The organism is Mesorhizobium sp. BR1-1-16, from assembly GCF_020165495.1.
Taxonomy (GTDB): Bacteria; Pseudomonadota; Alphaproteobacteria; order Rhizobiales; family Kaistiaceae; genus Kaistia.
In genome coordinates this window covers 32766-57091 of sequence record NZ_JAIUIE010000015.1, presented here as the reverse complement: position 1 = coordinate 57091, position 24326 = coordinate 32766, and the positions used below count along the sequence as shown (strand labels likewise).

At 65.4% G+C, this 24326-nt stretch carries 19 protein-coding genes; 10 read left to right on the top strand and 9 right to left on the bottom strand.

Annotated features, from left to right (window positions below):
- The first annotated feature begins 58 nt into the window (after nt 1-58).
- Nucleotides 59-892: an inositol monophosphatase family protein gene (locus LB518_RS22175; RefSeq protein ID WP_224580008.1), complete on the top strand. Its 834-nt coding sequence runs from the start codon at nt 59-61 to the stop codon at nt 890-892.
- On the opposite strand, the gene LB518_RS22170 is transcribed toward LB518_RS22175, so the two are convergent.
- The 8 genes from LB518_RS22170 to LB518_RS22135 all read right to left on the bottom strand — a co-directional run bounded on the left by LB518_RS22170 (nt 853) and on the right by LB518_RS22135 (nt 10033).
- On the bottom strand, nt 853-1740 hold the full coding sequence (locus LB518_RS22170) for a glycerophosphodiester phosphodiesterase (protein WP_224580007.1): 888 nt from the start codon (nt 1738-1740) through the stop codon (nt 853-855). The two genes, LB518_RS22175 and LB518_RS22170, sit on opposite strands and share 40 nt — an antisense overlap.
- Complete coding sequence (locus LB518_RS22165; RefSeq protein WP_224580006.1) at nt 1733-2797, bottom strand: ABC transporter ATP-binding protein; 1065 nt, start codon at nt 2795-2797, stop codon at nt 1733-1735. The genes LB518_RS22170 and LB518_RS22165 overlap by 8 nt, the downstream gene beginning before the upstream one ends.
- A gap of 10 nt (nt 2798-2807) precedes the next feature.
- Nucleotides 2808-3629, bottom strand: a complete 822-nt coding sequence (locus LB518_RS22160; RefSeq protein ID WP_224580005.1) for an ABC transporter permease — start codon at nt 3627-3629, stop codon at nt 2808-2810.
- Nucleotides 3626-4486 carry an ABC transporter permease gene (locus LB518_RS22155; RefSeq protein WP_502845868.1) on the bottom strand — a complete coding sequence of 287 codons (861 nt, stop codon included), beginning with the start codon at nt 4484-4486 and terminating at the stop codon, nt 3626-3628. Before LB518_RS22155 ends, LB518_RS22160 begins: the two co-directional genes overlap by 4 nt.
- A gap of 9 nt (nt 4487-4495) precedes the next feature.
- Nucleotides 4496-5638 carry an extracellular solute-binding protein gene (locus LB518_RS22150; RefSeq protein WP_224580032.1) on the bottom strand — a complete coding sequence of 381 codons (1143 nt, stop codon included), beginning with the start codon at nt 5636-5638 and terminating at the stop codon, nt 4496-4498.
- Nucleotides 5639-5737: 99 nt separating this feature from the next.
- A complete protein-coding gene (locus tag LB518_RS22145) occupies nt 5738-7789 on the bottom strand; it encodes a glycosyl hydrolase 108 family protein (protein WP_224580003.1) in 2052 nt (683 codons plus the stop codon).
- 101 nt (nt 7790-7890) lie between these two features.
- Nucleotides 7891-8883 (bottom strand): inositol 2-dehydrogenase, encoded by a 993-nt coding sequence (gene iolG, locus LB518_RS22140; protein ID WP_224580002.1) that lies wholly within the window; start codon nt 8881-8883, stop codon nt 7891-7893.
- A gap of 31 nt (nt 8884-8914) precedes the next feature.
- Entirely contained in the window at nt 8915-10033 is a 1119-nt protein-coding gene (locus LB518_RS22135; protein ID WP_224580001.1) for a Gfo/Idh/MocA family protein, read from the bottom strand.
- Between the two features lie 194 nt (nt 10034-10227).
- On the opposite strand from LB518_RS22135, the gene LB518_RS22130 reads away from it, so the two are divergent.
- The 9 genes from LB518_RS22130 (at nt 10228) to LB518_RS22090 (ending at nt 23332) form a co-directional block, all read left to right on the top strand.
- The gene (locus tag LB518_RS22130) at nt 10228-11067 is read left to right on the top strand and encodes a MurR/RpiR family transcriptional regulator (protein WP_224580000.1); all 840 of its coding nucleotides are present in this window, start codon (nt 10228-10230) and stop codon (nt 11065-11067) included.
- Between the two features lie 91 nt (nt 11068-11158).
- Nucleotides 11159-13093 (top strand): bifunctional 5-dehydro-2-deoxygluconokinase/5-dehydro-2-deoxyphosphogluconate aldolase, encoded by a 1935-nt coding sequence (locus tag LB518_RS22125; RefSeq protein ID WP_224579999.1) that lies wholly within the window; start codon nt 11159-11161, stop codon nt 13091-13093.
- Between the two features lie 182 nt (nt 13094-13275).
- The gene (iolD, locus tag LB518_RS22120; protein WP_224579998.1) at nt 13276-15123 is read left to right on the top strand and encodes a 3D-(3,5/4)-trihydroxycyclohexane-1,2-dione acylhydrolase (decyclizing); all 1848 of its coding nucleotides are present in this window, start codon (nt 13276-13278) and stop codon (nt 15121-15123) included.
- A 199-nt stretch (nt 15124-15322) separates the two neighbouring features.
- On the top strand, nt 15323-16210 hold the full coding sequence (iolE, locus tag LB518_RS22115; protein WP_224579997.1) for a myo-inosose-2 dehydratase: 888 nt from the start codon (nt 15323-15325) through the stop codon (nt 16208-16210).
- Nucleotides 16211-16244: 34 nt separating this feature from the next.
- Nucleotides 16245-17045, top strand: coding sequence for a 5-deoxy-glucuronate isomerase (iolB, locus tag LB518_RS22110; protein ID WP_224579996.1), 801 nt, complete (start codon nt 16245-16247; stop codon nt 17043-17045).
- A gap of 87 nt (nt 17046-17132) precedes the next feature.
- Nucleotides 17133-18710, top strand: a complete 1578-nt coding sequence (locus LB518_RS22105; RefSeq protein ID WP_224579995.1) for a glycosyltransferase — start codon at nt 17133-17135, stop codon at nt 18708-18710.
- Nucleotides 18707-20941 (top strand): glycosyltransferase, encoded by a 2235-nt coding sequence (locus tag LB518_RS22100; RefSeq protein ID WP_224579994.1) that lies wholly within the window; start codon nt 18707-18709, stop codon nt 20939-20941. The genes LB518_RS22105 and LB518_RS22100 overlap by 4 nt, the downstream gene beginning before the upstream one ends.
- A gap of 70 nt (nt 20942-21011) precedes the next feature.
- Nucleotides 21012-21482, top strand: a complete 471-nt coding sequence (locus tag LB518_RS22095) for a DUF992 domain-containing protein (protein ID WP_224579993.1) — start codon at nt 21012-21014, stop codon at nt 21480-21482.
- A 275-nt stretch (nt 21483-21757) separates the two neighbouring features.
- Complete coding sequence (locus LB518_RS22090) at nt 21758-23332, top strand: glycosyltransferase (RefSeq protein ID WP_224579992.1); 1575 nt, start codon at nt 21758-21760, stop codon at nt 23330-23332.
- Between the two features lie 7 nt (nt 23333-23339).
- On the opposite strand, the gene LB518_RS22085 is transcribed toward LB518_RS22090, so the two are convergent.
- Complete coding sequence (locus LB518_RS22085) at nt 23340-24128, bottom strand: GntR family transcriptional regulator (RefSeq protein WP_502845869.1); 789 nt, start codon at nt 24126-24128, stop codon at nt 23340-23342.
- Nucleotides 24129-24326 lie beyond the last annotated feature (198 nt).

The window sequence follows — 24326 nt, the reverse complement described above, 5'->3', positions numbered from 1 at the left end:
CGCAATCAAATCGTCACTGCGCTGGGTTATCGACGGCGGCCGAAACAAGGACAGATCGATGCCTATGAGTCTCGCCGACATCGCCGCGCTGCCGGCCATTGCACCCTCCGCAAGGACCCTCGCCATGCTGGAGGCGGCGATAGCTGGCGCCGCGGCGATCGAGGCGCTCGGCGGCCGGCATGAACGATCCAGCCTGACGCTGAAAGGCGCGCGCGATTTCCAGACGGCGGCCGATATCGCATCCGAACGGGCGATTGCGGCTGCGCTCGTTGCCCGCTTCCCGGACCATGCGATCACCGGCGAGGAAGAAACCGCGATCTGCGGCAGCGCTAGCGGCACGTTCCTCGTCGACCCGATCGACGGGACGACGAATTTCGCCTGGGGCCTGCCATTCTTCGGGATCTGCATCGCCCTGGTCGAAGACGGCGAGACCGTCGCCGGCGTCGTGCTCGATCCCTCGCTCGGCGAGGCTTTCGTCGCCGAGAAAGGCCTCGGCGCTTATCTGAACGGCCAGCGGCTCTCGATTGCCCGCAGCCTGGCGCCCGAAGAAGCGCTGATTGCCGCCAGCCTGCCCGTGCCCGGACAGGTGCGCAGCATTGATGTCGAGACCTATCACCGGGCGCTGCGCACGATCATGGACACAGCCGCCGGCATGCGCCGCCTCGGCTCAGCGGCGCTCAGCCTCTGCTATGTCGCCACAAGCCGCCATGACGCCTTCTTCGAGGATGGCCTCTCGCCGCTCGATTATGCCGCGGCCGCGCTGATCCTGACAGAGGCCGGCGGCAGGGTTACGGGCTTCACCGGTGCGCCGGTCGACGCGCGGGGCGCCGTGCTCGGCGCCAATCCGAGCGTTCACGCCTGGCTGGTGTCGCTGCTCTCGAACAACGCCTGAAGCGCGATCGGCTCGTCGGTCGTGATCTGGTCGACTTCGAGCGCCACCAGTTGCCGCAACGTCCGCGCGGCGTCCGCATGGGTTGTATTGAGCGTGTAGGCGTCGATCAAACGGTCGGCATCGTGGAAAGCACCGATGATATCGTGGCCGAGCGAAGCCGCTTTCAGGACGATCGGATAATGCAGGTATATGGTCGAGGCGCGCGGCGCGGCCGCGAGTGCCTCCGCCACGAAGACGTCTAAATCGGCGCCGCTGTTCAGTCGTTCGATCGTATCGTCGCTGCAGGGGTCAAAGCCGGCCGCAAGACCTGGCGTCGCCTCGGCGAGGCGGCGGACGGCCGTCCAGTCGCCACCCGACAGGATGAAGCGTTGGGCAACCGGACCGATCAGCCGGGCGAAGCGCGCGATGACGGCCGGCGTGATGGCGCTCGCCTCTTCCTTGAGATCGAGCTGGACGAGTGCATCCGCTGCCGCATCACCGGCCGCAAGTTCGGCGAGATCGTCGAGCAGCAGCACCCGCTCGTCGGTGATCGTCCCGTCCGAAGCCCGCATCGTCAGCGCTCGCAGCAAGGCGCTGTCCGCAGCGGCGACGAGCCCGGAGCCCGACGTCTCGCGGTCGAGCCGATCATCATGCAGCACGACGAACCCGTCTTCGCCATGCGCGCGGAGATCGACCTCCGAAGAGGCCCCGGCGGCGAGCGCCTCGCGGAGGATCGCAGGCGTGAACGGGATATCCTCGACCCGGCGTTTCATCCGGTGCCATTTGAGCCGGACGCGATGATAGCCGCTCCAGATGGCAACGCCGTCGGCGGCACGCGGGGCATCGGGCAGTTCGCTGATCTCACGCATGGAGGCGCACTCCGCTTTCAATCGTGCCATGAACGCGCGCAGGCCGGGCGCGGCCCTCGCCATCGAAGGCCGCGACCTCGTGGATGTCGAGGCCGATCTCGTCTCCGACCAGGATCCGCACGGATTTGTCGACCTGAACCTTGATCGTTTCGCTGCTGACCGTGACATCGAGCATGCGGAAGGCACCGAGATCAAGAACGCGCTGAACCTCGCCGCTCCAGGCACCGCCCAGCGACAGGTCTTCCGGCCGGAGCGCGAAGCCATAAATCCCATCCGGGCCGTCGACGGCGATCCGTGTGTCGCCGAGCTTGGCAAGCCCTCCCGTGACTTGCCGCTCGATGATGTTCATGGTGCCGATGAAGCCTGCGACGAAGCGAGTCGCCGGCTCGGCGTAGATGGCCGAGGGCGAGCCGATCTGCTCGACGGTTCCGCTCCGCATCACCACGACGCGGTCCGCCAGCGTCAGCGCCTCTTCCTGGTCATGCGTCACGAAGATGGTGGTGAGTCCGAGCCGGCGCTGGATCGCCCTGACCTCCTCGCGCAGCCGCACGCGCAGATGCGCGTCGAGCGCCGAGAAGGGCTCGTCCATCAGCAGGATCTTCGGCTCCAGCACGACGCAGCGCGCGATGGCGACCCGCTGCTGCTGACCGCCGGAAAGCTGGCCGGGATAGCGCGCCTCGAAGCCGGTGAGTCCGACGAGATCGAGGACGCCGGCGACCTTTTCCCGGATCGCCGCGCGCGACAGCCGCCGCAGCTTGAGGCCGAAAGCCACATTCTGGAACACCGTCATATGGCTCCAGAGCGCATGGCTCTGGAACACCATGCCAGTCGGACGGCGGTCGGGCGGCAGGGCGACGACATCCTCGCCGTCGATCAGGATGCGGCCGGAGGTCGGCCGCTCGAAGCCGGCGATCATCCTGAGGACGGTCGACTTGCCGCAGCCTGAAGGACCGAGCAGGCAGACAAGCTCGCCGTCGTCGATTGCGACCTCGACATCGGCCACGGCCCTCGTGCCGGAAAAATGCTTGCTCAGCCTGTCGATGACGAGTTCTGACATGGAAATCCGTTCAGGCGCCGAGGCCGCCGGCAATAGCGCGGGCGGAGAGAATCTTTCGGGCGAAAAGCAGGGCGATGAAGGACGGCACCCACAGCATCACCGAGAGCACCGCGCCATACTGCACGACGAGCTGGTTGTTGATCAGCGAGATCATCAGCACCGGCATCGTGCGGACATGTGGCGCGCCGATCAGGAACGCCCCTTCCGTCTCGTAGAAGGTGCCGACAAAGGTCAGCAGCAGGGCTGCGCCGATCGCCGGCCCCGCCTGCGGCAGCGTGATCGAAAGAAAGGTCCGCGTTGCCGAAGCTCCAACGTCGCGCGCCGCCTCCTCCAGCCGCCGATCGATGGCCTGGAACGCGCCGACCGGAATCCAGATCATCAGCAGCAGCGTGTTGACGAGCTGGATCAGCACGACCCCGGCAAAGGTGCCCACAAGGCCGAGCGAGAAGAAGATCGAGGCAATCGCGATATAGAGGCCGAATTTCGGGAAGGCCTGCGTCGCGAGGAAGGACAGCAGCAGCGCCGACTTGCCGGGAAATTCGAGCCGGGCGAAGGCATAGGCCGCCGGCAGGCAGATCAGAGCCGAGAACAGCGTCACGATCACCGACAGCGCGATCGAGGTGCGCAGCGCCGCCCAGACATCCGCGCGCGACAGCATCGCCGCCCAGAAGCGGAAGCCCCATTGCGTCGGGATGAGCGAGGGATAGCGCCAGACCTCGGCGAAGGCCCACAGGAACACCGCGGCGATCGGAACGATGATGAAGCCGGTCAAGAGGGTTGCAAGCGAGACGCCAGGAGCCATCTGCAGCAGGCGGCGCGGGACGGCGGTCATGCTGACTTCCTCCGCGAGCGCGCCACCGAGCGGACATAGATGACGCCGACGACCGCGCAGAACAGGAAGCACATCACCGCCTGGGTCTGCGCCTGGAGCGGATCCTGCAACTCGCTGAAGGTGCGCTGCATGAAGACGCCCATCATCTCGGGCGAGGCGGGGCCGAGCAGATAAGGCATCGTGAAGGCGCCGAACACGCCGAGAAAGGACAGCGAGAATGCGACGGTGAGCGAATTGCGGATGAGCGGCAGGATGATGCCGGTGAGGATCCTGAGCCCGCCGGCGCCGACATCCCGTGCCGCTTCGATCGCAGCGTCCGGAACTTGGGCGAGGCCGGAAAGCAGGATGAGCAGCGTCAGCGGAATCCCCTCCCATACGAGACCGATGACCGTCCCGACGGGCGTCAGATAGGGCGAGCGGAAGCCATTGATACCGATCGCATGCAGCACGGTCTGGATCGTGCCGTTCGGCCCCATGAAGCGGATCAGCGCATAGCCGACGATGATTCCGGGCACGAACAGCGGAAACACCGCGACGCTCTGCACAAAGGTCGGCAGCCGTCCGCTCGAAAAGCGCAGATAGAGCGCGATCGGCAGACACAGCAGGAGCAGCGCCGAGGACGTCACAAGGGTTGAGACGAGCGTGAACAGGAGATTGCCGGTGCTGAGCCGGTCGCCGAAAAAGCGGGCATAGGCCGAGAACGACCAGCCTGCCGCGTCCGGGCGCAGCGTCGAGACGATCGCGGCGATTGCCGGCAGCAGCACGAAGACGGCGACGAGGAGAACAGGAGCGGCAACGAGGAGAAGCCCGACGGGAAACCGCCGGGCCTCGGTTCGTTCAACGGTCATCAAAGCCATAGGCGCCGATCAGCCGCGCGTGATGTTTGGCGCCACGTTGCGGTACCAGCCGTCATTGAGAGCGGTCGACCAGTCGCCTTCCGGATAGGTCGGGATCGAGGCCGGGATGACAGCGGCATATTTCTCGCGCAGCGCCGTCGGCAGAACCGACCAATCGACGCCGGGGAAGCCGCCGAGATCATTGAGCACCGAGGTCTGCATCGGCTCTGTGAGCAGGAAGTCGGCAAAGGCCAGCGCGCCATCCTTGTGGGCGGCGATGGTCGGAACCACCGAGGCCGAGAAACCGCCGGCAAGCGCGAGATCCTGCAGCTGCACGAGCTTGATCGTCTCGGGCACAACGCCTTGGTCGAGACCCTGCAGCACCATGTCGGACCAGATCGGCACCATCGAGACGACGCCATTCGAAAGCATCTGCAGCGCGGCCGTATTGCCGGCGGCATAAGAGCCTTTTTCATAGAGCGACGGGGCGAGATCGTTGAGCAGCGCCCAGGCCGGCGTCAGGCGCTTGTCGCCCTCTTCCTTGGTGAAGTTCGACGCGGTGAACAGCGCCGGATCACGATCATTCGCCTCGTGGATGGCGCGGACAACGAAGTTCTTGCCCGAGCCGCCCTTGTCGGGGCGGTTATAGATGAACTGGCCGGGATTGGCCTTGATCCAGGCGACCAGCGCATCCCAGGTCTTCGGAACGCTGTCGGCCGGGACCTTCGCCGAATCATAGGCGAGAAGGACCTGCGAGCCGCGATAAGGCATCGAATAGGGCGACTGGATCGCGGCCTTGTTCACATGGGCAAAGTTCGGGACGAGCTTGTCGTCGAACCTGACCCAGAGGCCGGCCTCGATGCCGCCCTTCGGCAGGTTGGGATCATACTGCTCGGCGAAGTCGATCTGCGGATCGGCCTTGGCGTTCAGCGCCGCCAAAGCGCGCTGCGCCACCTGGTCGAGGCCGCCATTGCGAGCGATGACGACATTCACCTCGTATTCGGGATGCGCGGCCTCGAAAGCCGGTTTCACAATATTCGACAGCCAGTCCGAGATGTTGGCGTCGCTATCGGTGAAAATGTCGAGCTTGGTCGCAGCGAAAGCACGGCTGACGGGAAGCGCCGTGGCAGCGGCAAGGGCTGCCGATGTGGCAAGGAACTGGCGGCGGTTGATCATGGGGGTCCGTCCGAATTTGAAATTCGGCCGGACCCTAGGTGCGGTGCGTGACGCTCTTGTGAACCTTGGCGCACTGTGCCGCAGAACTTCTGCCTATCAAGCGCCGAGGGAGGCGAGCATCGCGAGAGCCGCTTTCTTTACCTTGTCGACGCGGTTGGACCAGCCATTGCCGAACGTCGCCCAACCGGAAAGGCCCTTGTAGAAATCGAGCCGCTGGTCCGACATCGTCTCAACGATGGCCTTCGGATCCTTGGCCTTCACCTCGCCCAGCGTGAGCGGCCCGATTGAACCGTCGGGCTTGGCGCCGACGGCCTTCTGCAACAGTTCGGCCGACCGACCGGGTCCCGCATTGACCCCGAAATCAAACACGATCAGATCGACCCCGGCCGGCAACTCGTCGCATCTCAGCAGGTTCCAGTAGCGGCTCCGATAGATTTCGCGCGCCTCGCCTCGCTCGAGATTGCGCACGCTGTCGACAGTCACCGGCGCGCCATCGGCCCGCGCTGCGCGCCAATCCTTCAGCGTCGCCAGCGTGATGCCATACTTCGTTGCCCCGCCCGGATCGGCGGGATTGTTCGTGAAGGTGTCATTGCCCTCACATTCGAGGACGATGGTCAGACAGGCGTCGAAATTGGAGGCCGACTTGACCGCGGATGTCGCGCCCGGCGGGCCCATTTGACGCGCCGTGGTGTTGCGCAGCGATTCCTGTGCGCTCTGGAGAACCTTATTCTGCTCCTTGAAGCGTTCGATATTCTCATCCGAAGTCGTGATTTGGGTCGTGAGCGCAGCCGCGTCCTTGAGGCGCGATCCCTGCGATGACCCCAGCCAGAAGCTGACGACTGTGGCGAAAGCTGCTGTCAGCGAGCCGATGACGATATTGAGGATCTGAAATTTCGGGTCGGTTGAATTGAGACCGAACCAATTCGACATCAAGAGACCAAGCACGACGAAAAAGCCGATCAGGACAATCGTCGAAACGAGGATCGGTCCAACGGAGAGCGGTCCGCCCTGCTTCGCGAATTGGAGCGCGGATGCGCGGGCATCCCTGATATCGGAGTTGTCGACCGGCGGCGGCGGAGGCGGCGGTGACGGACTGGCGGCGGGAGTGGAACCATTGCCGCCGCCGGGAGGCGAAGCGCCCGACGCCGGTTGCGGCTCGGCGACTGGCGTCGCTCCCGGCGCGGCCGGGCCGTTTGCAGCCGCGGCAGCAATCGCAGCAGCGCGCAATTGCAGGGTTTGGGCAAGATCCGGATCGGCAGCCACGGCCTGCCGCGCCTGGTCGGCGTCGCGCGTGCCGGTGACTGCGGCGACCACTTCGGCGGTGGAACCTGCGAGATTGCCGCTCTTGTCGTTGACGATCAGCTTGCCGAGCACCGGCAAAAGCGCAATGGCGACGGCGGCGAGCGGGTTGGTTCCGGCCACCAGGGTGAGGACCGTCGGCACGAGGCCCACCAGTTGAACGCCGAGCGCCTTGGCAGTTGCGGGGCCAACTTCGCCATCGGCGACGAGACCGGTGATACGCTGGAACCGCGCCACCGCCTCCATGGTGGCTGGCCCAAAAATGCCCTTCTCGTTGCCCGGACTGAAGCCCGCCGCCTGAAGTCCCGCCTGGATCGCCTCGACGATCGCGGGGTCCATGTTGGGCTGGTTCACTGCGTAGAGCTTGGTTGGCGCCGACAGAGGAATGGTTGATCCCTCGGTATAGTCGATGCCAGGCACGAGGACGCCGACATCCCAGCGCCGGCCCGACACCTTGTCGGCAACAACGCCGTAAAGCGTACCCTTGGCCTCGACTGTCCCTCCCTGGCCATCGGAAACCGCGATATGGCCCATTTCGCCCTCGACGGGCGGATAGCGAAGCAGGAAAGCGCCGGGCGTCGCCGCCGCCTGCTCGACCGAGACGCGTTTTCCGATGCTCAGCGAGTCACGTTTCCAGGCACCAGTATAGGCGTCGGCAATGGCCGGCTGAGCATTGTTGTTGAGGCAGCCGTAAAGGATGCCGCCCTCTTGAAAAACCAGCCAGGAAACGAACTCGGCGCAATCCCATGGTCCTCGCCAATCGCCGGCATCCTTCGGGACTCGAATATTCTGGTATTTCTCGCCGATATGCTTGCGCGCTCTTTCGAGCAGACCCATTCCCGTCGCCATGACGAAAGTCCCCCGCAACCAGCACTGCGAGGGATTGAGCGCGCGTCCAAAGAACGAGTCAAATTATTTCAGTGGGCAGAGACATATTCAATGGAAGTATCTCAGCCTAACGTCACGGCCCGCTGCTCCTTGACCGAGCGCAAAGCCGCATCGGCGATGAGAAGAGCTTTAAGACCGTCATCGCCCGAAGGAGAAACCTTGGCTCCCGACGTGATCGTCGAGACGAAGGCAGTAATTTCCGCGCGATAGGCCTCGGTGTAGCGGGTCATGAAGAAATTCAACAGCGGCTCGCGCAGATAGCCGGAGCCATTGGCGATTTCTACATTGGTGGCGCGGAGATTATCGGCCGAGACCAGACCCTTCTCGCCAAGAACCTCGATGCGCTGGTCATAGCCATAGCTCGCCCGCCGGGTATTCGAGATCTGCGCGATCCGGCCGGACTTCGTTGTCAGCACGATCGACGCGCTGTCATAGTCGCCAAGCTCGCCAATCACCGGATCGACCAGCACCGAGGCGCTGGCGAAGACGCTTACCGGCTCCTCGCCGAGCAGGAAGCGCGCCATGTCGAAATCATGGATGGTCATGTCGCGGAAGAGACCGCCCGAGCGCTTGATATAGTCGGCCGGCGGCGGAGCGGGGTCGCGCGAGGTGATCGACACCATCTCGACCTTGCCGATCGTGCCGGCATCGATCTGGCGGCGAACCTCGACGAAATTGGGATCGAAGCGGCGATTGAAGCCGACCATCAGCGGTACGCCATGCTCGGCGACGACGGCGAGGCAGGCGCGCACGCGCGCGACATCGAGATCGATGGGCTTCTCGCAGAAGATCGCCTTGCCGGCCTTGGCCGCCTGCTCGATCATCGAGGCATGGAGATCCGTCGGCGTCGTGATCAGGACGGCGTCAATATCAGCAGCTGCCATGATCGCATCAGCCTCGCGCACCTCGGCGCCCGAAGACGCCGCAAGCGCCTTCGCGGCCTCGGGAAACGCGTCGGCGACGGCAACGAGCTTGGCTGCCGGGATGGCTGCGATGGCGCCGGCATGCACCTTGCCGATACGGCCGGCGCCGAGAAGTCCCAGTCTGACAGTCATGAGTTTGATTCCGCTGGAGGAGACGATTGGATCAGGAGCCGACGCGAACCCAGGCCTTTTCGGCATGGGAGCGCGCCATGGCGTGAACGGCCCGCTCGACGGCAAGGCCCGCTTCGAAATCGATGAGATGCGCCGGTTCGCCGGCGATCCGCTTCAGAATCTCGCGCGCCTCGATCACCTTGAGATCGTTGAAGCCGAGGCCGTGGCCAGGCGCCGGGATGAACTTGTCATAGGGCGGATGGACCGTGCCGGTCAGGATGGTGCGAAAGCCCTGGTTCGCCGCCGTGCCGCGCGCCTCATAAAGCTGCAGCTCGTTCATCCGCTCCTGGTCATAGGCGAGCGTCCCCTCCGAGCCGAACACCTGCACGGCGATCCGACCCTTGCGGCCCCAGGCGGACCGATTGAGCAACAGGCTGCCGGAGATGGTACCGGCGCGGAACAGCACATTGGCGATGTCATGCGTCTCGACCGCCTTGCCGCCGGAAGCTGGCCGCATCTCATAGGGCTTGGCAAGATCGGCGATCACCTCGGTGATGGGCACGACAAGCACCGAGAGGAGCGACAGCGGATGAACGCCAAAATCATCGAGCGCGCCATAGCCGGAGGCCGCCATGCTCTTCCAGCCGAATGGCGCGGTGCCATCGGCCATGAAGTCCTCGTCCATCTCGAAGCGGACGTGATTGACCGTGCCGATCACACCCTCGGCGATCAGCGCCTTCATGTGCCGCGTTGCGGGGTTCTGGATGTAGTTGTAGCCGAGCGCTGTCACCCGGCCGGCCTTGCGGGCCGCGGCAAGCATTGCCTCGGCGTCCGCGAGCGACGTCGCCATCGGCTTCTCGCACCAGACATGCTTGCCCGCTTCGAGCGCCGCGATCGCCATTTCGGCATGGAAGGCATTCGGCGTGGTGATCGAGACGATGTCGACCTCCGGGTCCTCGACAACGCGGCGCCAGTCGCCGGAGCCGCGCGCGAAGCCGAGCTCGGCCGCCTTCTGGCCCGCCAGCGCGGCATTGGCTTCGCCGAGATGAACGAGGCGCGGACGCGCGACGTCGCCAAAGGTTGGCGCCACCGCGTTCCACGCGAGCGCATGGCACTTGCCCATATAGCCGGTGCCGATCAGACCGACGCCGATATTCCGTTCGCCCGCCATCGCCGCGTCTCCCCCGCCTGATGCCGCCTGCCCGGACAACCGCCTCGGCCCTCACCTGCCGAGCCACACTGAAACAGGTTGACCGATCGCGATAATGATGGAACGTTTATTCCATATCGAATGCGACCGTCAAGGCCACACGGCCGCGCTGATGCGGACGTGGGCGAGCAGGATCGAACGGTGGGGCGGGCAGGATGAGCATCGAGACGGACGGCGGCGCGCCCCGCGATTTCTGGCAGCTCCGCGACGTCATGATCAGCCGCAAGGATCAATTGCCAAAGCGCCTTGCGCAGGTCGCGGCCTATGCCATGGCCAATCCGGACGAGGTCGCCTTCGGCACGGCGGCCAGCATCGCCGAGAAGGCGGATGTGCAGCCCTCGACGCTGGTGCGCTTCGCCCAGGCCTTCGGCTACCAGGGATTTTCCGACCTTCAGGACGTGTTCCAGGACCGGCTGCGCGATCGGACCGCCAGCTATTCCGAGCGCCTCAACGCACTGCGCTCGCATGCCGGCGGCAGCGCCCGTTCAGCCGCGCTGATGTCCGGCTTTTGCGACGCTGCTGAACGCTCCGTCCAGGCGCTGCGCGAGCGCGTTTCGGCGGAACGGCTTGATGCGGCTGTGGCGTTGCTCGCGCCGGCCGAGACGATCTATCTCATCGGCCAGCGGCGCTCCTATCCGATCTCGTCCTATATGAGCTACGCTTTCGGCAAGCTCGGCGTGAAATCGGCGCTGGTCGGGTCGCCGCAGGGCACCGATCCCGAGATGCTCGCCTTTGCCGGCCCCCGCGACGCGGCGATCGCCGTCTCGTTCACGCCCTATGCCTCGGCGACTCTGGCCTATGCCCGTCAGGCCGCCGACCAGGGCGTGCCGCTCATCGTCATTACCGACAGCCCGTTCAGCCCACTGATCCCCAAGCTCGGCGTCTGGTTCGAGGTGGTCGAGGCGGATTTCGAGGGCTTCCGTCTGCTCTCCGCCACGATGGCGCTCGCCATGACCCTCACCGTCGCAGTCGCCGATGCACGCCGACCGTCATAGATCAGGTATTCCGTATTGACGGAATAACGGAATTTATGTTTCATTCCGCGCGTCTCATTTGAGGCAGTGCCGATATCGAAGGGAGCATGCGATGACAGAAGCCGTCCGGACGGGTGCCGCCCGAGCACTCGATGTCATCACCATCGGCCGCTCCTCGGTGGATCTCTACGGCCAGCAGATCGGATCGAAGCTGGAGGACATCACCTCCTTCGCCAAGTCGGTCGGCGGTTGCCCCTCCAACATCGCGATCGGCACGGCGCGGCTCGGACTGAAATCCGGCGTCATCACGCGCGTCGGCGACGAGCAGATGGGCCGCTTCATCCGCGAGCAGATGGCGCGCGAGGGTGTCGCGACGGCCGGCATCGCCATCGACCCCGACCGGCTGACGGCGCTCGTGCTGCTCGCCGTTGAGGACGAGGGCGTTTCGCCGATGATTTTCTATCGCACCGACTGCGCCGACATGGCGCTCTCGGAGGCGGATATCGACGAGGGCTTCGTCGCGAGCGCGGCCTCGATCGTCGTCACGGGCACGCATTTCTCGCGCGAGGCGAGTGCCGCGGCACAGCGCAAGGCGATCCGCATTGCCAAGGCGAACGGCAACCGCGTGGTGTTCGACATCGACTACCGGCCCAATCTCTGGGGCCTCGCCGGCCACGCCAGCGGCTTCGAGCGCTATGTGAAGTCGGACCGTGTCTCCGACCAGCTGAAGACCGTACTTGCCGATTGCGACCTGATCATCGGTACCGAGGAGGAAATCCGCATCGCTTCCGGCGCTGACGATGTGCTTGGAGCGTTGAAGGCGATCCGAGCGCTTTCGCCGGCGACCATCGTTCTCAAGCGCGGCGCCATGGGCTGCATCGTCTATGACGGCCCGATCACCGACGATCTCGAGGATGGCGTCGTCGGCGACGGCTTCCCGATCGAGGTTTATAACGTACTCGGCGCGGGCGATGCGTTCATGTCCGGCTTCTTGCGCGGCTGGCTGAAGGGCGAGCCGCTCAAGACCTGCGCCACCTGGGCCAATGCCTGCGGCGCCTTCGCGGTGTCTCGGCTGCTCTGCTCGCCCGAATACCCGACATGGGCCGAGCTCAGCCATTTCCTTGAAAAGGGCAGCGAACATCGCGCGCTGCGCAAGGATGCGGATCTCGCCCATATTCATTGGGCGACGACGCGGCGCGGCGCCACCGGCGAATTGCTGGCCTTCGCGATCGATCATCGCAGCCAGCTCGAAGCCGTGGCCGACCGTCTCGACGTCCCGCGCGAGAAGATCGAAGGGCTGAAAGTGCTGGCCGTCGAGGCGGCGGCTCGCGTTGCGAAGGGGCGACCGGGCTTCGGCATGCTGCTCGACAGCACCTATGGCCGCAAGGCGATGGCCAAGGCGGCGCGCGAAGCCTTCTGGATCGGCCGGCCGGTCGAAAAGCCGGGCTCGCGCCCGCTCGACTTCGATCACCTTCCCGACCTCGGCAGCCATCTCGTCGAATGGCCGATCGGCCATACGGTGAAGTGCCTCTGCTTCTACCATCCCGACGACAGCGAAGAGCTGAAGGCACGGCAGGAGCGCGAATTGCTGCGCCTCGCAGACGCCGCGCTCACCGTCGGCCGCGAATTGCTGGTCGAGATCATCGCGGGCAAGAATGGCCCGGTCGATGACACAACGCTCGCGCGCATCCTGACACGGCTTTACGATCTCGGAATCCGCCCCGACTGGTGGAAGCTCGAACCGCAGAAGAGTGCGGCCGCCTGGCGCAACATCGGCGCCGTCATCGCCGCGCGCGATCCCTGGTGCCGGGGTATCGTCCTGCTGGGCCTCGAGGCGCCGGAACACGAACTGGTGGAGGCCTTCCGCGCCGCACAGGCGACGCCGCTGGTGCGCGGCTTCGCGGTGGGGCGTACGATCTTCGCCGAGGCCGCAGAGCGCTGGCTGGCCGGCAGCATGACCGACGAGGAGGCCGTGTCCGATATGGCCGCGAAATTTGAACGGCTGGTCGCGGCATGGCAGGGCGTACGCCGGCCGGCGGCGACCTAGCGCCATCGAAGGTTTCCCGCGCGCCTGTCATTGTCGGACTTGACCCGGCAATCCGGTCAGCGGGAAATGATCCGGTTGACGCAGACAGGCTGGATTGCCGGGTCAAGTCCGGCAATCACAAGAATAACAGGCGGGGCATCCAGGGACGTCCCGGTCACGAGGGAATGCGAGGAAACCAGTCCATGACCACGATCCGCCTCACCATGGCGCAAGCGCTGACCCGCTTCCTTGCCAGCCAGATGACCGAGATAGACGGCGCCAAGGTGCCGCTTTTCGCCGGTGTCTGGGCGATCTTCGGCCATGGCAACGTCGCCGGTCTCGGCGAGGCGCTGTATGCTGCCCGCGACCAGTTGCCGACCTTCCGCGCCCATAACGAGCAGGCGATGGCCCATGCCGCCGTCGCTTTCGCCAAGGCGAGCTTCCGCCGCCGCATGATGGCGGTCACCTCGTCGATCGGACCTGGCGCGACCAATATGGTCACCGCCGCGGCGCTCGCTCACGTCAACCGCCTGCCCGTCCTGCTCCTGCCGGGCGACGTGTTCGCCAATCGCCGGCCCGATCCGGTCCTGCAGCAGGTCGAGGACTTCGGCGACGGCACGGTTTCGGCCAATGATTGCTTCCGCCCGGTGTCGCGCTATTTCGATCGCATCACGCGGCCGGAGCAGATCATCCCGGCGCTGCACCGCGCCATGGCCGTGCTCACCGATCCGGCTGAATGCGGTCCCGTGACGCTGGCGCTCTGCCAGGATGTGCAGGCCGAAGCCTACGATTATCCGGTGAGCTTCTTCGACGAGCGGGTCTGGACCCCGCGCCGCATGCGCCCCTCCGAAGACGAGCTATCCGCCGCTGTGGCAGCGCTGCGCGCCGCCGAACGGCCGCTGATCGTCTCGGGCGGCGGCACGCTCTATTCGGAAGCGACGGACGCCCTGAAGGCCTTTGCCGAGCGCTTCGGCATTCCCGTCTCGGAGACGCAAGCGGGCAAGTCGTCCCTCCCCGCCGCTCATACGCTCAACATGGGCTCGATCGGCGTCACCGGCACCTCGGCCTCCAACCAGCTTGCCGAGGATGCCGACGTCATCCTCGCCGTCGGATCGCGGCTGCAGGATTTCACCACCGGTTCCTGGGCGCTGTTCAAGAGCAGCCACCAGACCGTCATCGGGCTCAATCCGCAGGTGTTCGACGCGACCAAGCATCGGGCGCTGCCGCTCGTCGCCGACGCGCTGGCGGGTCTCAAGGATCTCGCCGCCGATCTCGGCGGCTGGCGCGCGCCGGAGAGCTGGACCAGGCGGGCGACCGAGGGCCGCACGGCCTGGTTCGCCGACGCGGACAAGGCAACCGCCGCCACCAATGCGCCACTGCCGTCCGACGGCCAGGTGATCGGCGCCGTCAACCGCGTGCTCGGCAGCGAGGCGACGCTCGTCTGTGCGTCCGGCGGGCTGCCCGGAGAGCTGCACAAGCTGTGGCAGGCCGGCGCGCCCGGTTCCTATCATCTCGACTACGGCTTCTCGACCATGGGCTACGAGATTGCCGGCGGCCTCGGCACCAAGATGGCGAAGCCGCAGGACGAGGTCGTCGTCATGCTCGGCGACGGCTCTTATCTCATGATGAATTCGGAAATCGCGACCTCGGTGATGCTGGGGCTCAAGCTCGTCATCGTCGTGCTCGACAATTCCGGCTTCGGCTGCATCAACCGGCTGCAAATGGCCACCGGCGGCGCCAACTTCAACAATCTCTTCCGCGACACGCGCCACGAGGTGCTGCCGGCGATCGACTTCGCCGCCCATGCCGCGAGCCTCGGCGCGATCGCCAGGAAGGTCGCCTCCATTGCAGAACTCGAAGCCGGCCTCGCCGAAGCGAAGGCGAACACCCGCACCACCGTCCTGGTCATCGACACCGACCCGCTCATCACCACCGAGGCCGGTGGCCACTGGTGGGATGTCGCAGTGCCGGAAGTGAGCGATCGACCGACCGTCAATGCAGCCCGCGCGGCTTATGAGGCGGCACTGAAGGCGCAGCGCTTCGTGAATTGATCATATCGGCTTGGGCGCTGCCGCTGCCGGGCCCAGCTTCAAACTCTGTCATTGCCGGGCTTGACCCGGCAATCCAGGCTGACTTGCTGCCGCTCGTGACATGCGGAAGCAAGTCTGGATTGCCGGGTCAAGCCCGGCAATGACAAGCTGCGAGAACACGCGACACAGCCCCGAGCGGGCATTTGGAGGACGAGCCACCATGATCCGCATCGGCGCCAACCCGATCTGCTGGTCCAATGACGACATGCAGGAGATCGGCGGCGACATTCCGCTCGAGCAATGCCTGACCGAGGCGAAGGCAATCGGCATCGAGGGCATGGAGCTTGGCAACAAGTTCCCGCGCAAGGCCGCTGAACTCCGCCCGATCCTCGACGCGCATGGCCTCGACCTCGTCTCCGGCTGGTACTCGACCTTCCTGATCGAGCGCGACGCCGAAAGCGAATTCGCCGCCGCTCGGCCGCATATCGACCTCCTGAAGGCCTTCGGATGCAAGGTGCTGATCGCAGCTGAATGCACGCGGACGGTGCACGGCACGAAGTCGGCGCCGCTCTCCTCGCGTCCCGAGATGAGCGAGACGGAATGGGCCCATTTCAACACTGGCCTGACGAAATTCGCCGACTTCCTGGCTGAAGAGGACGGTCTGACGCTCGTCTATCACCACCATATGGGCACGGTGATCCAGACCGAGGACGAGATCGACCGGATGATGGCCTCGACGGGACCGGCCGTGAAGCTGCTGCTCGATACCGGCCACCTGACCTGGGCCGGCGCCGATCCGGCTGAAGTGGCGCGCCGCTATCGCGACCGCATCGCCCATGTCCATACCAAGGATGTCCGGCTCGACGTCGCGGCCAAGGCAGCCGAGGGCGACTGGTCGTTCCTCGATTCAGTGCTCGCCGGTGTCTACACGGTGCCCGGCGACGGCTCTGTCGACTATGTCTCGGTGTTCAAGGCGCTGCCCAATTATTCCGGCTGGGTCGTCATCGAGGCCGAGCAGGATCCGGTCAAGGCACCGCCGGCCCAGTATGTGAAGATGGGCTTCGACAATTTGTCCCGCTTCATGGCCGAGGCAGGCTGGAAGCGCTGAAGCGGCCTCGCGAGCGCGCAAGGGAGGAAACCCGATGAAGTCCGATCTCCTGGTAAAGCCGTCCGGCAACGAAGGCTGGACCATCAATGTGACGCCGGAGCTGGCGGGCTGGACCTATGTCGGCTTCGATCTCCATCACCTCGCGCCCGGCGAAAGCGCGCATCACCAGACGGACGATCGCGAGGTCTGCCTCGTCCTAATCTCCGGCACGGCGCGGATCGAGGCCGGCGGCCAGGATTTCGGATCCGTCGGGACGCGCATGTCACCCTTCGAGGGCAAGCCGGATTCGGTGTATGTTCCGGGCGGTTCCGAATGGAAAGCAACGGCGGAAACGGCCGTGACGCTCGCCGTCTGCTCGGCGCCGTCGCTGAATGGCGGGCTGCCGGCGCGGCGGATTTCTCCAGATGATGTCGGACAGGAAGTGCGCGGCAAGGGCACCAATGTCCGCTACGTCACCAATATCCTGCCCGAGACGGCATTGGCGGATTCTCTTCTCGTCGTGGAAGTCATCACGCCCGGCGGCCATACCTCGTCCTATCCCCCGCACAAGCATGATCAGGACAACCTGCCGCACGAATCCGCGCTCGAGGAAACCTACTATCACCGCTTGAACCCGCCGCAGGGCTTCGCTTTCCAGCGCGTCTACACCGACGATCGCTCGCTCGACGAGACCCTCCTGGTCGAGGACGGCGTGGTGACGCTGGTGCCGAAGGGCTACCATCCCTGCGCGACCATCCATGGCTATGATCTCTATTATCTCAACGTGATGGCCGGGCCGAAGCGGACTTGGAAGTTCCACAATGCGCCCGAGCATGAATGGCTGACGAAGCTTTGAGATGACGGCGCTGCGTTGCATGGCGCGCGGCGCCGATGATATAGGCTCGCTCTCCGTCGGTACCACGCCGACCAGAGCGAAAGCCGCATGAGCTCCAGCGAACTCTTCACCATCGTCACGCCGACGTTGAACTCGGAAGACTTCCTCGACGAGACGATCGCCTCGGTTGTCACCCAGGCCGGCGATTTTTCGATCCGCTATCACGTTCAGGACGGCGGTTCGAAGGATGGCACTCTGGCGATCATCGAGGCCTGGCAGGCCCGCCTCGCTTCAGGCGCCCTGCCCGTCCGCTGCCGCGGGATTGCCTTCTCCTTCACCGTCTCCAAGGACGGCGGCATGTATCAGGCCATCAACCGCGCCTTCGCCGCGGCACGCGAAGGCGGCGCCGATACGCCTTCAGTCATGGGCTGGATCAATTCCGACGATCGCCTCGCGCCCGGCGCCTTCGCGACGATCCGCGCGCTGATGACCGATCTGCCTGAGATCGAATTCATCACCTCGCGAGTCTCGCTGATCAACGATCGCGGCGCCACTCTCGGGGTCGAATCGCCGATTGCCTTTGAGCGCACGAAGCTCGTCGCGGGAGATTACGACGGCCGCAGCGGGGCCTTCGTCATGCAGGAAGGCACATTCTGGACGACCGCGCTCTGGGACAAGGCCGGCGGCCTCGACGAGGGCTTCCGCCTCGCCGGCGACTGGGATCTCTGGCGCCGCCTTGCCCGCCATGCCCCGCTGACCACCGTCGATACGCTGCTCGGCTTTCATCGGCGCCGGCCGGGCCAACTGTCTGAATCGATGGATCGCTATTATGGCGAGATCGACCGCCTGCCGCCCGAAAAGGCGCCCGGCGCGACGCCCTTGCCGCCGGAGAACGGCGCCCGCCGCCAGAAGCGCAGCGTCGCCCAGTACAGCCCCGAACAGAAGGCCTGGCGCTTCGTGCCGGATTTCGGCAGCCCGCTGCTGGCGCCGATGATCCATGCCGGCGGGGTCGCTTTCCCGACTGTGCCGCTCGAAGTCCTGGCCGGCGCCAGCGCGCCGATCGGCGCCCATCCGGAATTGCATCTGCCGGCCGGCGTGATCTGGATGAACCAGCCGCTGATGCTGCTTTCATCCAAAGTTCCGGCCGCCGGGCGCTACACGCTCGTCATCGAATGCCGCAACTGGCAGCAGAACAACCGCCTGACGATCCGCTCGGCTGGGGAGACAGTGTTCGAGGAGGCGATCGAGATTTCCGGCCATCGCCGCAACATCGTGCTGCGCATTCCCGTGGCGCTTCCGAAGGGCCATGTCTACTTCGAGGTCGAAAGCGACCGTCGCCCCAAGGATCCTCGCGAGCATTTCCTCCTCGTCGCCGGCATGCATCTCGAACTCTCCGCCGAGCCCGAGACGGATACGCTACCGGCCGTGCGCGAGGAAGATCTCGCCGAGGCGGCGGCTGCCACGCTTGGCCGCAGCGGCTGGGGCGGGCTTGGCCGCTTTCTTGGTGATGGCAGCGGCTCGCCGGTCGGACGACCCGGTGAAGGCGGCCTCTATGGCGCCATGGCCGCGCTCGAGGCCGAGATCGAAGCCGATCGCGCCAAGGCGTCGCGCCTCCGCGACCAGCTCCGCTCCGCGCGCGCCGAGATCAATCTCCTTCGCCTGAAAGATGCGGCGATCCATCGATGAAGATTGCATTCGTCGATCACTCCTATCACCAGAAGACGAAGTCGACGGATTTCTTCGTCCGCGAAGTTCTGGACGGCCATCAGGTCGACCGCTTCTGGGACAATTCCTGGCAGGACCGCCGCCCGCTCGATATCGGCCCGATCCTGGCGGGCGGATATGATCGCGTCATCGTCTGGCAGGTCGAGCAACCGGTCGAGCGGCTGCTGCGCCACGGCGCGACCAATGTCGTCTATGTTCCGATGTGGGACGGCGCCGATCTGCTCAGCGCAGGGGACTGGCGGCGCCTTGCCGGCGCGCGGGTTCTCTCCTTCTGCCACGAGTTGCATCGGATTGTCGGCCATGCCGGCCTAACATCGCTCTACGCGCAATATTGGCCAGATCCTGCGGCCTTTGCGCCCGTCGAGGACTTTTCGGCCCTGCGCGGCTTCTTCTGGAAGCGCACCTCGGCAATCCGCTGGCGCGACATCCACAAGTTGATCGGTTCGGCTCCGTTCGAGCGTCTGCATGTCCACAGCGCCGATGATCCCGGCGAGGCGGCGGACGATCCCGTGGCGGCGAGCACCGATGGCCGGCTGACCGTCTCGTCCTGGTTCGAGAATGCCGATGAACTGCAAGCCCTGCTCGGCAGGCACAATGTCTATTTCGCGCCGCGTGCCCAGGAAGGCATCGGCTTCTCCTTCATCGAAGCGATGTGCCGCGGGATGGCGGTGATCGCGGCCGACCAGCCCACCATGAACGAATACATCACCGACGGCGTCAACGGCCTGCTCTGGCCGCTCGGGGCGCCAAAAGCGCTCGATTTCAGCGATGCCGCGAGGCTCGGCCAAAAGGCGCGCGAGAGCGCACAGCTTGGCCGTCGCCGCTGGACGGAAGCGCTCGACCGCGTCCAGGCCTTCGTCCTTGGCACCGACGGCATGGCGGGTGGCGGCACCGGCAACGGGGCGGTCACCCATGCAGCGCCGCAACAGGCGGCCGCCACGAGCGGCCGGCGGGTCAGCGTCGCGGTCGTGACCCTCAATGCCGAGGCGACGCTGGACGCGACGCTCACCAATATTCTGGCGCAGACTTATCCGAATATCGAACTCGTCGTGGTCGACGGCGCCTCGAGCGATGGGACCGGGGCGATCATCGAGCGCTATCGCGACCGGATCGATGCCTTGGTCAGCGAAGCGGATGACGGTCCCTATTTCGCGATGAACAAGGCCGCGCGGCTCGCCAGCGGAGACTACATTCTCTTCATGAATGCCGGCGACTTCTTCGCCAGCGATACGGCCCTCGCCGAGGCGATGGAAAGTTTCACGGCCGGCGAGACGCCCGATTTCATCATCGGCCATCATCTCTACCGCTCGGAACAGGGCGATGTGCTGCGCCGCGCCGCCGATTTCGAGCTGACCTGGCGGCGCCTCAAGGATGGCGCGATCGATGCCCGATGGCTGGCGGGTGTACCCTGCCACCAGGCGACGCTGACGCGGCGCGCGCTGCTGGCCGAGCAGGGCTATGACACGAACTATCGCATCGTCGCCGATCACGAATTCCTGTACCGACTGCGCCAGAACGGGGCGAGTGTCCATCACAGCGGCGCGCTGATCGCGATCTATGCGAGCGGCGGCCTCTCCTGGACCAAGCGTCGCGAAACCTATGACGAATGGAAGGCGGTGCTCGGCCGCTACGGCAATGCCGAGGCTGCCGAGCGGATCCATGCGGAACTGCGCGAGCATCTCGAAGGCGAGGCGCTCGGCAAGCCGCGCTACAGCACCGTGCGGGCGCGCAGCTTGGTCTCGAAATGGCAGCGCTCTCTGAGCATGCGGCGCGACATGGTCCTGGTGAAGCAGACCGGGCTTTTCTTTCCCAACTGGTATGCCGAGCAGAACCCGGAGGCGAAGACGACGCGCGGTGGCCCGATGCGGCATTATCTGCGCTACGGCGTCTTCGAGTATCGCGATCCATCGCCCTTCTTCGATACGCGCTATTACCTGCTGATGCATGAGGATGCGCGCCGCTCCGACATGCTGCCGATCCTGTTCTATGCGCGCCATGGCGCGGCCCGCGGCGATGCGACCACGCCATGGTTCGCGCAGCTCTGGGCGGAGATCGCAGCCACCGCGCCTGGCGGTGGCACACCGCTCGCCCGCATGATCGAGTGGTTTGCGACGACGCCGGCCGAGGAGATGCTCCAAGTCTGCCAGCGCGCAGGGGTGGATGTCAGCGACGCGGAATGGGCGCAGCGCTGAGCGATAGGGGAACCGGCGTCACAAGTAGATCGTTGACGCCGAACCAGTTCCACCGATCGAGGACCTCTCCATGAAGACCCCCGCCCTTCTGATCGCCGCCGCCAGTCTCTTCGCCGCCACCCTGCCCTTCGCCGGGCCCGCCGACGCGGCGGTCCGCACCGGCACGCTGACCTGCCACGTCGCTTCCGGCATGGGCATGATCTTCGGCTCGCGCCGAAACGTCGAATGCGATTTCCGCTCGAAGCGCGGCAACGAGCGCTATACCGGCCGCATCGATCGCCTCGGGCTCGATGTCGGTATCTCGCGCAACAGCGTCATCGTCTGGACTGTGTTCGAGCCGACCCGCCGGCACGGCGACCTCTCCGGCCGCTATACGGGCGCCACGGCGCAGGCGACCGTAGGCGTCGGCCTCGGCGCCAATGTGCTCGTTGGCGGCGGTCAGGGCAGCATCGCTTTGCAGCCGCTTTCGGTTTCGGCGCAGACCGGGCTCAACATCGCCGCAGGCGTCAGCTCGCTTCATCTGACGCGTGCGCCGCGCTGACGCCGACGCACGTCTGGCTCCCATCCGTGGCCAACTATCGGTTGGCTTCGGCTGGTCCGATAGATGATCGCCATGGCTATGACGCGCTTTGCGTCCAGTCTGCCCGCCCGCGCCACGGCCGCTACGAAACGCGCCTTGAAACAGCCCAGCTCGAGATGCTGAAGTGCATTTCGGGCGGGGTGTTCGCGTGTTTGCGTCGCAGCAGCACCGAGGTAAGCAACTGACGCTCAACGATAATCTAGCTGTGGGTTCATGAGGGTCGAAAAAGGCGCCGGATGAAGATCGCGATCCTCAGTACATATGGCGGCGGCGGCGGCGCGGCCCGGGCGATGCTCAGGCTGGCGAAAGGCCTGTCGGCGCGCGGCCATGTGGTCGACATCATTCAATCGACGCAAGGTCACGTTCAACCGAATTCGATCGTCGTTGAACCGGATAACGCCACCCCCGACCAAAATGACGACTGCGCACAATTCATCGAGGGTCACTACCTGCCCTCGCGCCGAACCCAGCTCTCGAACACATTCTTCTCGTTCCAGCCGAGCGGTTACGATCTTTCGCAGCTGATCCGGGAAAAAGATTACGATGCCATCAATGTTCACTGGTCGAACCAACTGCTCAATCCCGAGACAGCCGCTCCGCTGATCGCGCTCGGTAAACCGGTCGTGTTTACGCTGCACGACATGAGTCACTTCACGGGCGGATGTCATTATTCGGCCGGCTGTGATGGTTTCGAGCGTGATTGCGCACCCTGTCCGCAGGTCAGCGACACGCTGGCGATGGCTCCTGCCCTGCTTGCAGTCAGGCGGCGGACCTATCGCCGCGCAAATGTCGCAGCGGTGGCCCCCTCGCACTGGCTGGCAGACTGCGCGTCGCGGTCGGGGGTGTTTGAGCCGGAAACAATACAGCGGATTTCCAACGCCATCGAGACGGATCTCTTTCGACCTCTCGACAAGGCCGAAGCGAGGCAGGCGCTCGGGTTGGACCCGTCCCTCCGCTACATCCTGTTCGGCGTCCACTACACCCAGGAGACCCGCAAGGGATTTGGCCTTCTGATGGAGGCGATCGAACGTCTCATCGCGTCGTCATCACCCGGGGAAGGCGAGAATCCCGACGGGTTGGGGCTTCTGCTGTTTGGCGAGGCGACGCCGGAACTCGAGTCGCTGGGCATCCCCGTGACATCCTTCGGCTTCGTCGGCGACGACGCGCAACTGGCGACCATCTACAGCGCGGCCGATCTGCTGATCCTTCCCTCCCTCGAGGACAACCAGCCCAATGTGATGATGGAGGCGATGGCGGCCGGCGTCCCCGTCGTGGCCTTCGCCGTCGGCGGGATGACGGACATGATCCAGGACGGCATCAATGGAAGGCTCGTTGCCCCCGGCGATGTCACCGCGCTGGCTGATGCGGTTCTCGATCTCGTCAAGGCGCCCGAAAAGGCCGCCGGCATGGGCCAGGCAGCGCGGCGCGATATTCTGACCGAGGCGACGCTCGATGGGCAGGCGGCCCGCTACGAAGGGTTGTTTGAAAAGCTCCTTGGAACGCGCCCCCCCGCAATCGGTCGCGCACAAGATGAGCACGACGCGCCGGAGCCTGTCGAGCGAGCGGCGAGTGCGTCCATCCGTCTGCCGCAGCAGGTCGCCTCTCGCGTCGCGACCGCTGAAGTCCACGCCGAACTGGACCTGCTCCTTGCGGCGCAAGCGGCCGAAGAGGCGCGGCGCCTCGCCGAGATTGCCGAGGCCGAGCGCCAGGCTCTGAAAGCAGCCGCCCGGGCGCGCAGCCCCCTTGGGCGGCTCAAGAAACTCCGCCGGAAGATAAGCCACCGTCTCTGGCCGGTGGATGGCCAGGCTTAGGGCGGCGTCAGATCTGCTCGATATCGCCGCTTTCGGACTGGGCCAGCGTCAGCGGATAGCGCTCCGGATGGTGCACCAGCGTCGTCAGGTTTACGGCCCTGTTGCGCGCGTCGAACGCGATCTGGTCGACTGTCAGAACGGCGGCAGGCGGAACCAGGCCAAGCCGCTCCGATTCGTCCTGGCTCGCCAGCCGGGCGCTCAGCGTCGTCTGGCCGCGGACCGGACGGATGCGATAGCGCTCGCGGATCTCGGCATAGAGCGAGCGATTCGGTGACGACCAGTCGAGATCGATCAGGCCGGGCGCGCGCGCCGCCGACATCCAGTCGGTCTGGATCACCACCGGCACATCGTCGAGCAATCTGAGGCGCGACAGGACCACCACCTCCGCCCCCTCTGGCAGGAACAGCGGGCGCGTGATCTCGAGCGGCGCGCGATAGATGCGCGCTTCGATCAGCCGCTGGCCGGGGCTGCGGCCGTTGGCGAGCGCCGTGGCGGTGAAGCTCTTCAAGAGATGCAGTTCGAAGCCGCGCTGCGGCACGGCGACATAGAAGCCCTTGCCCGGCTGGCTCTGCAGGAAGCCCTGCTGAACCAGATCGCGCATGGCGTGGCGGATAGTGATTCGGCTGACGCCGAACAGGTCGACCAGTTCCCGTTCCGATGGCAGCTTGCCGTTTCGTGGCAGCCGCCCGGTCTCGATCGCCTCGATGATCGCGCCATGCACCTGGCGATGCAGCGGACGCGGATCCGCTCTGCTGATTCCCGCCGCCGTGCCGAGATGATCGTCGCCGGGTGGCATCGCCCCGGCATCGATCGCGTTCCCGGCGGCGCTCGCTTCGTCCTGGCCGGTGATGTACCGGCCCGTCCCCACTGCCATCCTTCGTCTCCCTGCCGCCAGATGCCCTCTGCGTGGCTAGCCGGCTTCACGACCATATTGACATGCCTGGATATATCCAGTGGTAATATCGACGTGCGGCAGGAGCCAAAAGAGTTCCGC

Coding starts and splice junctions, on each gene's coding strand:
- iolB (WP_224579996.1), top strand. CDS start 16,245: ATGAAGTCCGATCTCCTGGTAAAGCCGTCCGGCAACGAAGGCTGGACC.
- iolG (WP_224580002.1), bottom strand. CDS start 8,883: ATGACTGTCAGACTGGGACTTCTCGGCGCCGGCCGTATCGGCAAGGTG.
- LB518_RS22100 (WP_224579994.1), top strand. CDS start 18,707: ATGAAGATTGCATTCGTCGATCACTCCTATCACCAGAAGACGAAGTCG.
- LB518_RS22155 (WP_502845868.1), bottom strand. CDS start 4,486: ATGGCTTTGATGACCGTTGAACGAACCGAGGCCCGGCGGTTTCCCGTC.
- LB518_RS22160 (WP_224580005.1), bottom strand. CDS start 3,629: ATGACCGCCGTCCCGCGCCGCCTGCTGCAGATGGCTCCTGGCGTCTCG.
- LB518_RS22135 (WP_224580001.1), bottom strand. CDS start 10,033: ATGGCGGGCGAACGGAATATCGGCGTCGGTCTGATCGGCACCGGCTAT.
- LB518_RS22125 (WP_224579999.1), top strand. CDS start 11,159: ATGACAGAAGCCGTCCGGACGGGTGCCGCCCGAGCACTCGATGTCATC.
- LB518_RS22095 (WP_224579993.1), top strand. CDS start 21,012: ATGAAGACCCCCGCCCTTCTGATCGCCGCCGCCAGTCTCTTCGCCGCC.
- LB518_RS22165 (WP_224580006.1), bottom strand. CDS start 2,797: ATGTCAGAACTCGTCATCGACAGGCTGAGCAAGCATTTTTCCGGCACG.
- LB518_RS22090 (WP_224579992.1), top strand. CDS start 21,758: ATGAAGATCGCGATCCTCAGTACATATGGCGGCGGCGGCGGCGCGGCC.
- LB518_RS22175 (WP_224580008.1), top strand. CDS start 59: ATGCCTATGAGTCTCGCCGACATCGCCGCGCTGCCGGCCATTGCACCC.
- LB518_RS22170 (WP_224580007.1), bottom strand. CDS start 1,740: ATGCGTGAGATCAGCGAACTGCCCGATGCCCCGCGTGCCGCCGACGGC.
- LB518_RS22085 (WP_502845869.1), bottom strand. CDS start 24,128: ATGCCACCCGGCGACGATCATCTCGGCACGGCGGCGGGAATCAGCAGA.
- LB518_RS22130 (WP_224580000.1), top strand. CDS start 10,228: ATGAGCATCGAGACGGACGGCGGCGCGCCCCGCGATTTCTGGCAGCTC.
- LB518_RS22145 (WP_224580003.1), bottom strand. CDS start 7,789: ATGGCGACGGGAATGGGTCTGCTCGAAAGAGCGCGCAAGCATATCGGC.
- LB518_RS22105 (WP_224579995.1), top strand. CDS start 17,133: ATGAGCTCCAGCGAACTCTTCACCATCGTCACGCCGACGTTGAACTCG.
- iolE (WP_224579997.1), top strand. CDS start 15,323: ATGATCCGCATCGGCGCCAACCCGATCTGCTGGTCCAATGACGACATG.
- iolD (WP_224579998.1), top strand. CDS start 13,276: ATGACCACGATCCGCCTCACCATGGCGCAAGCGCTGACCCGCTTCCTT.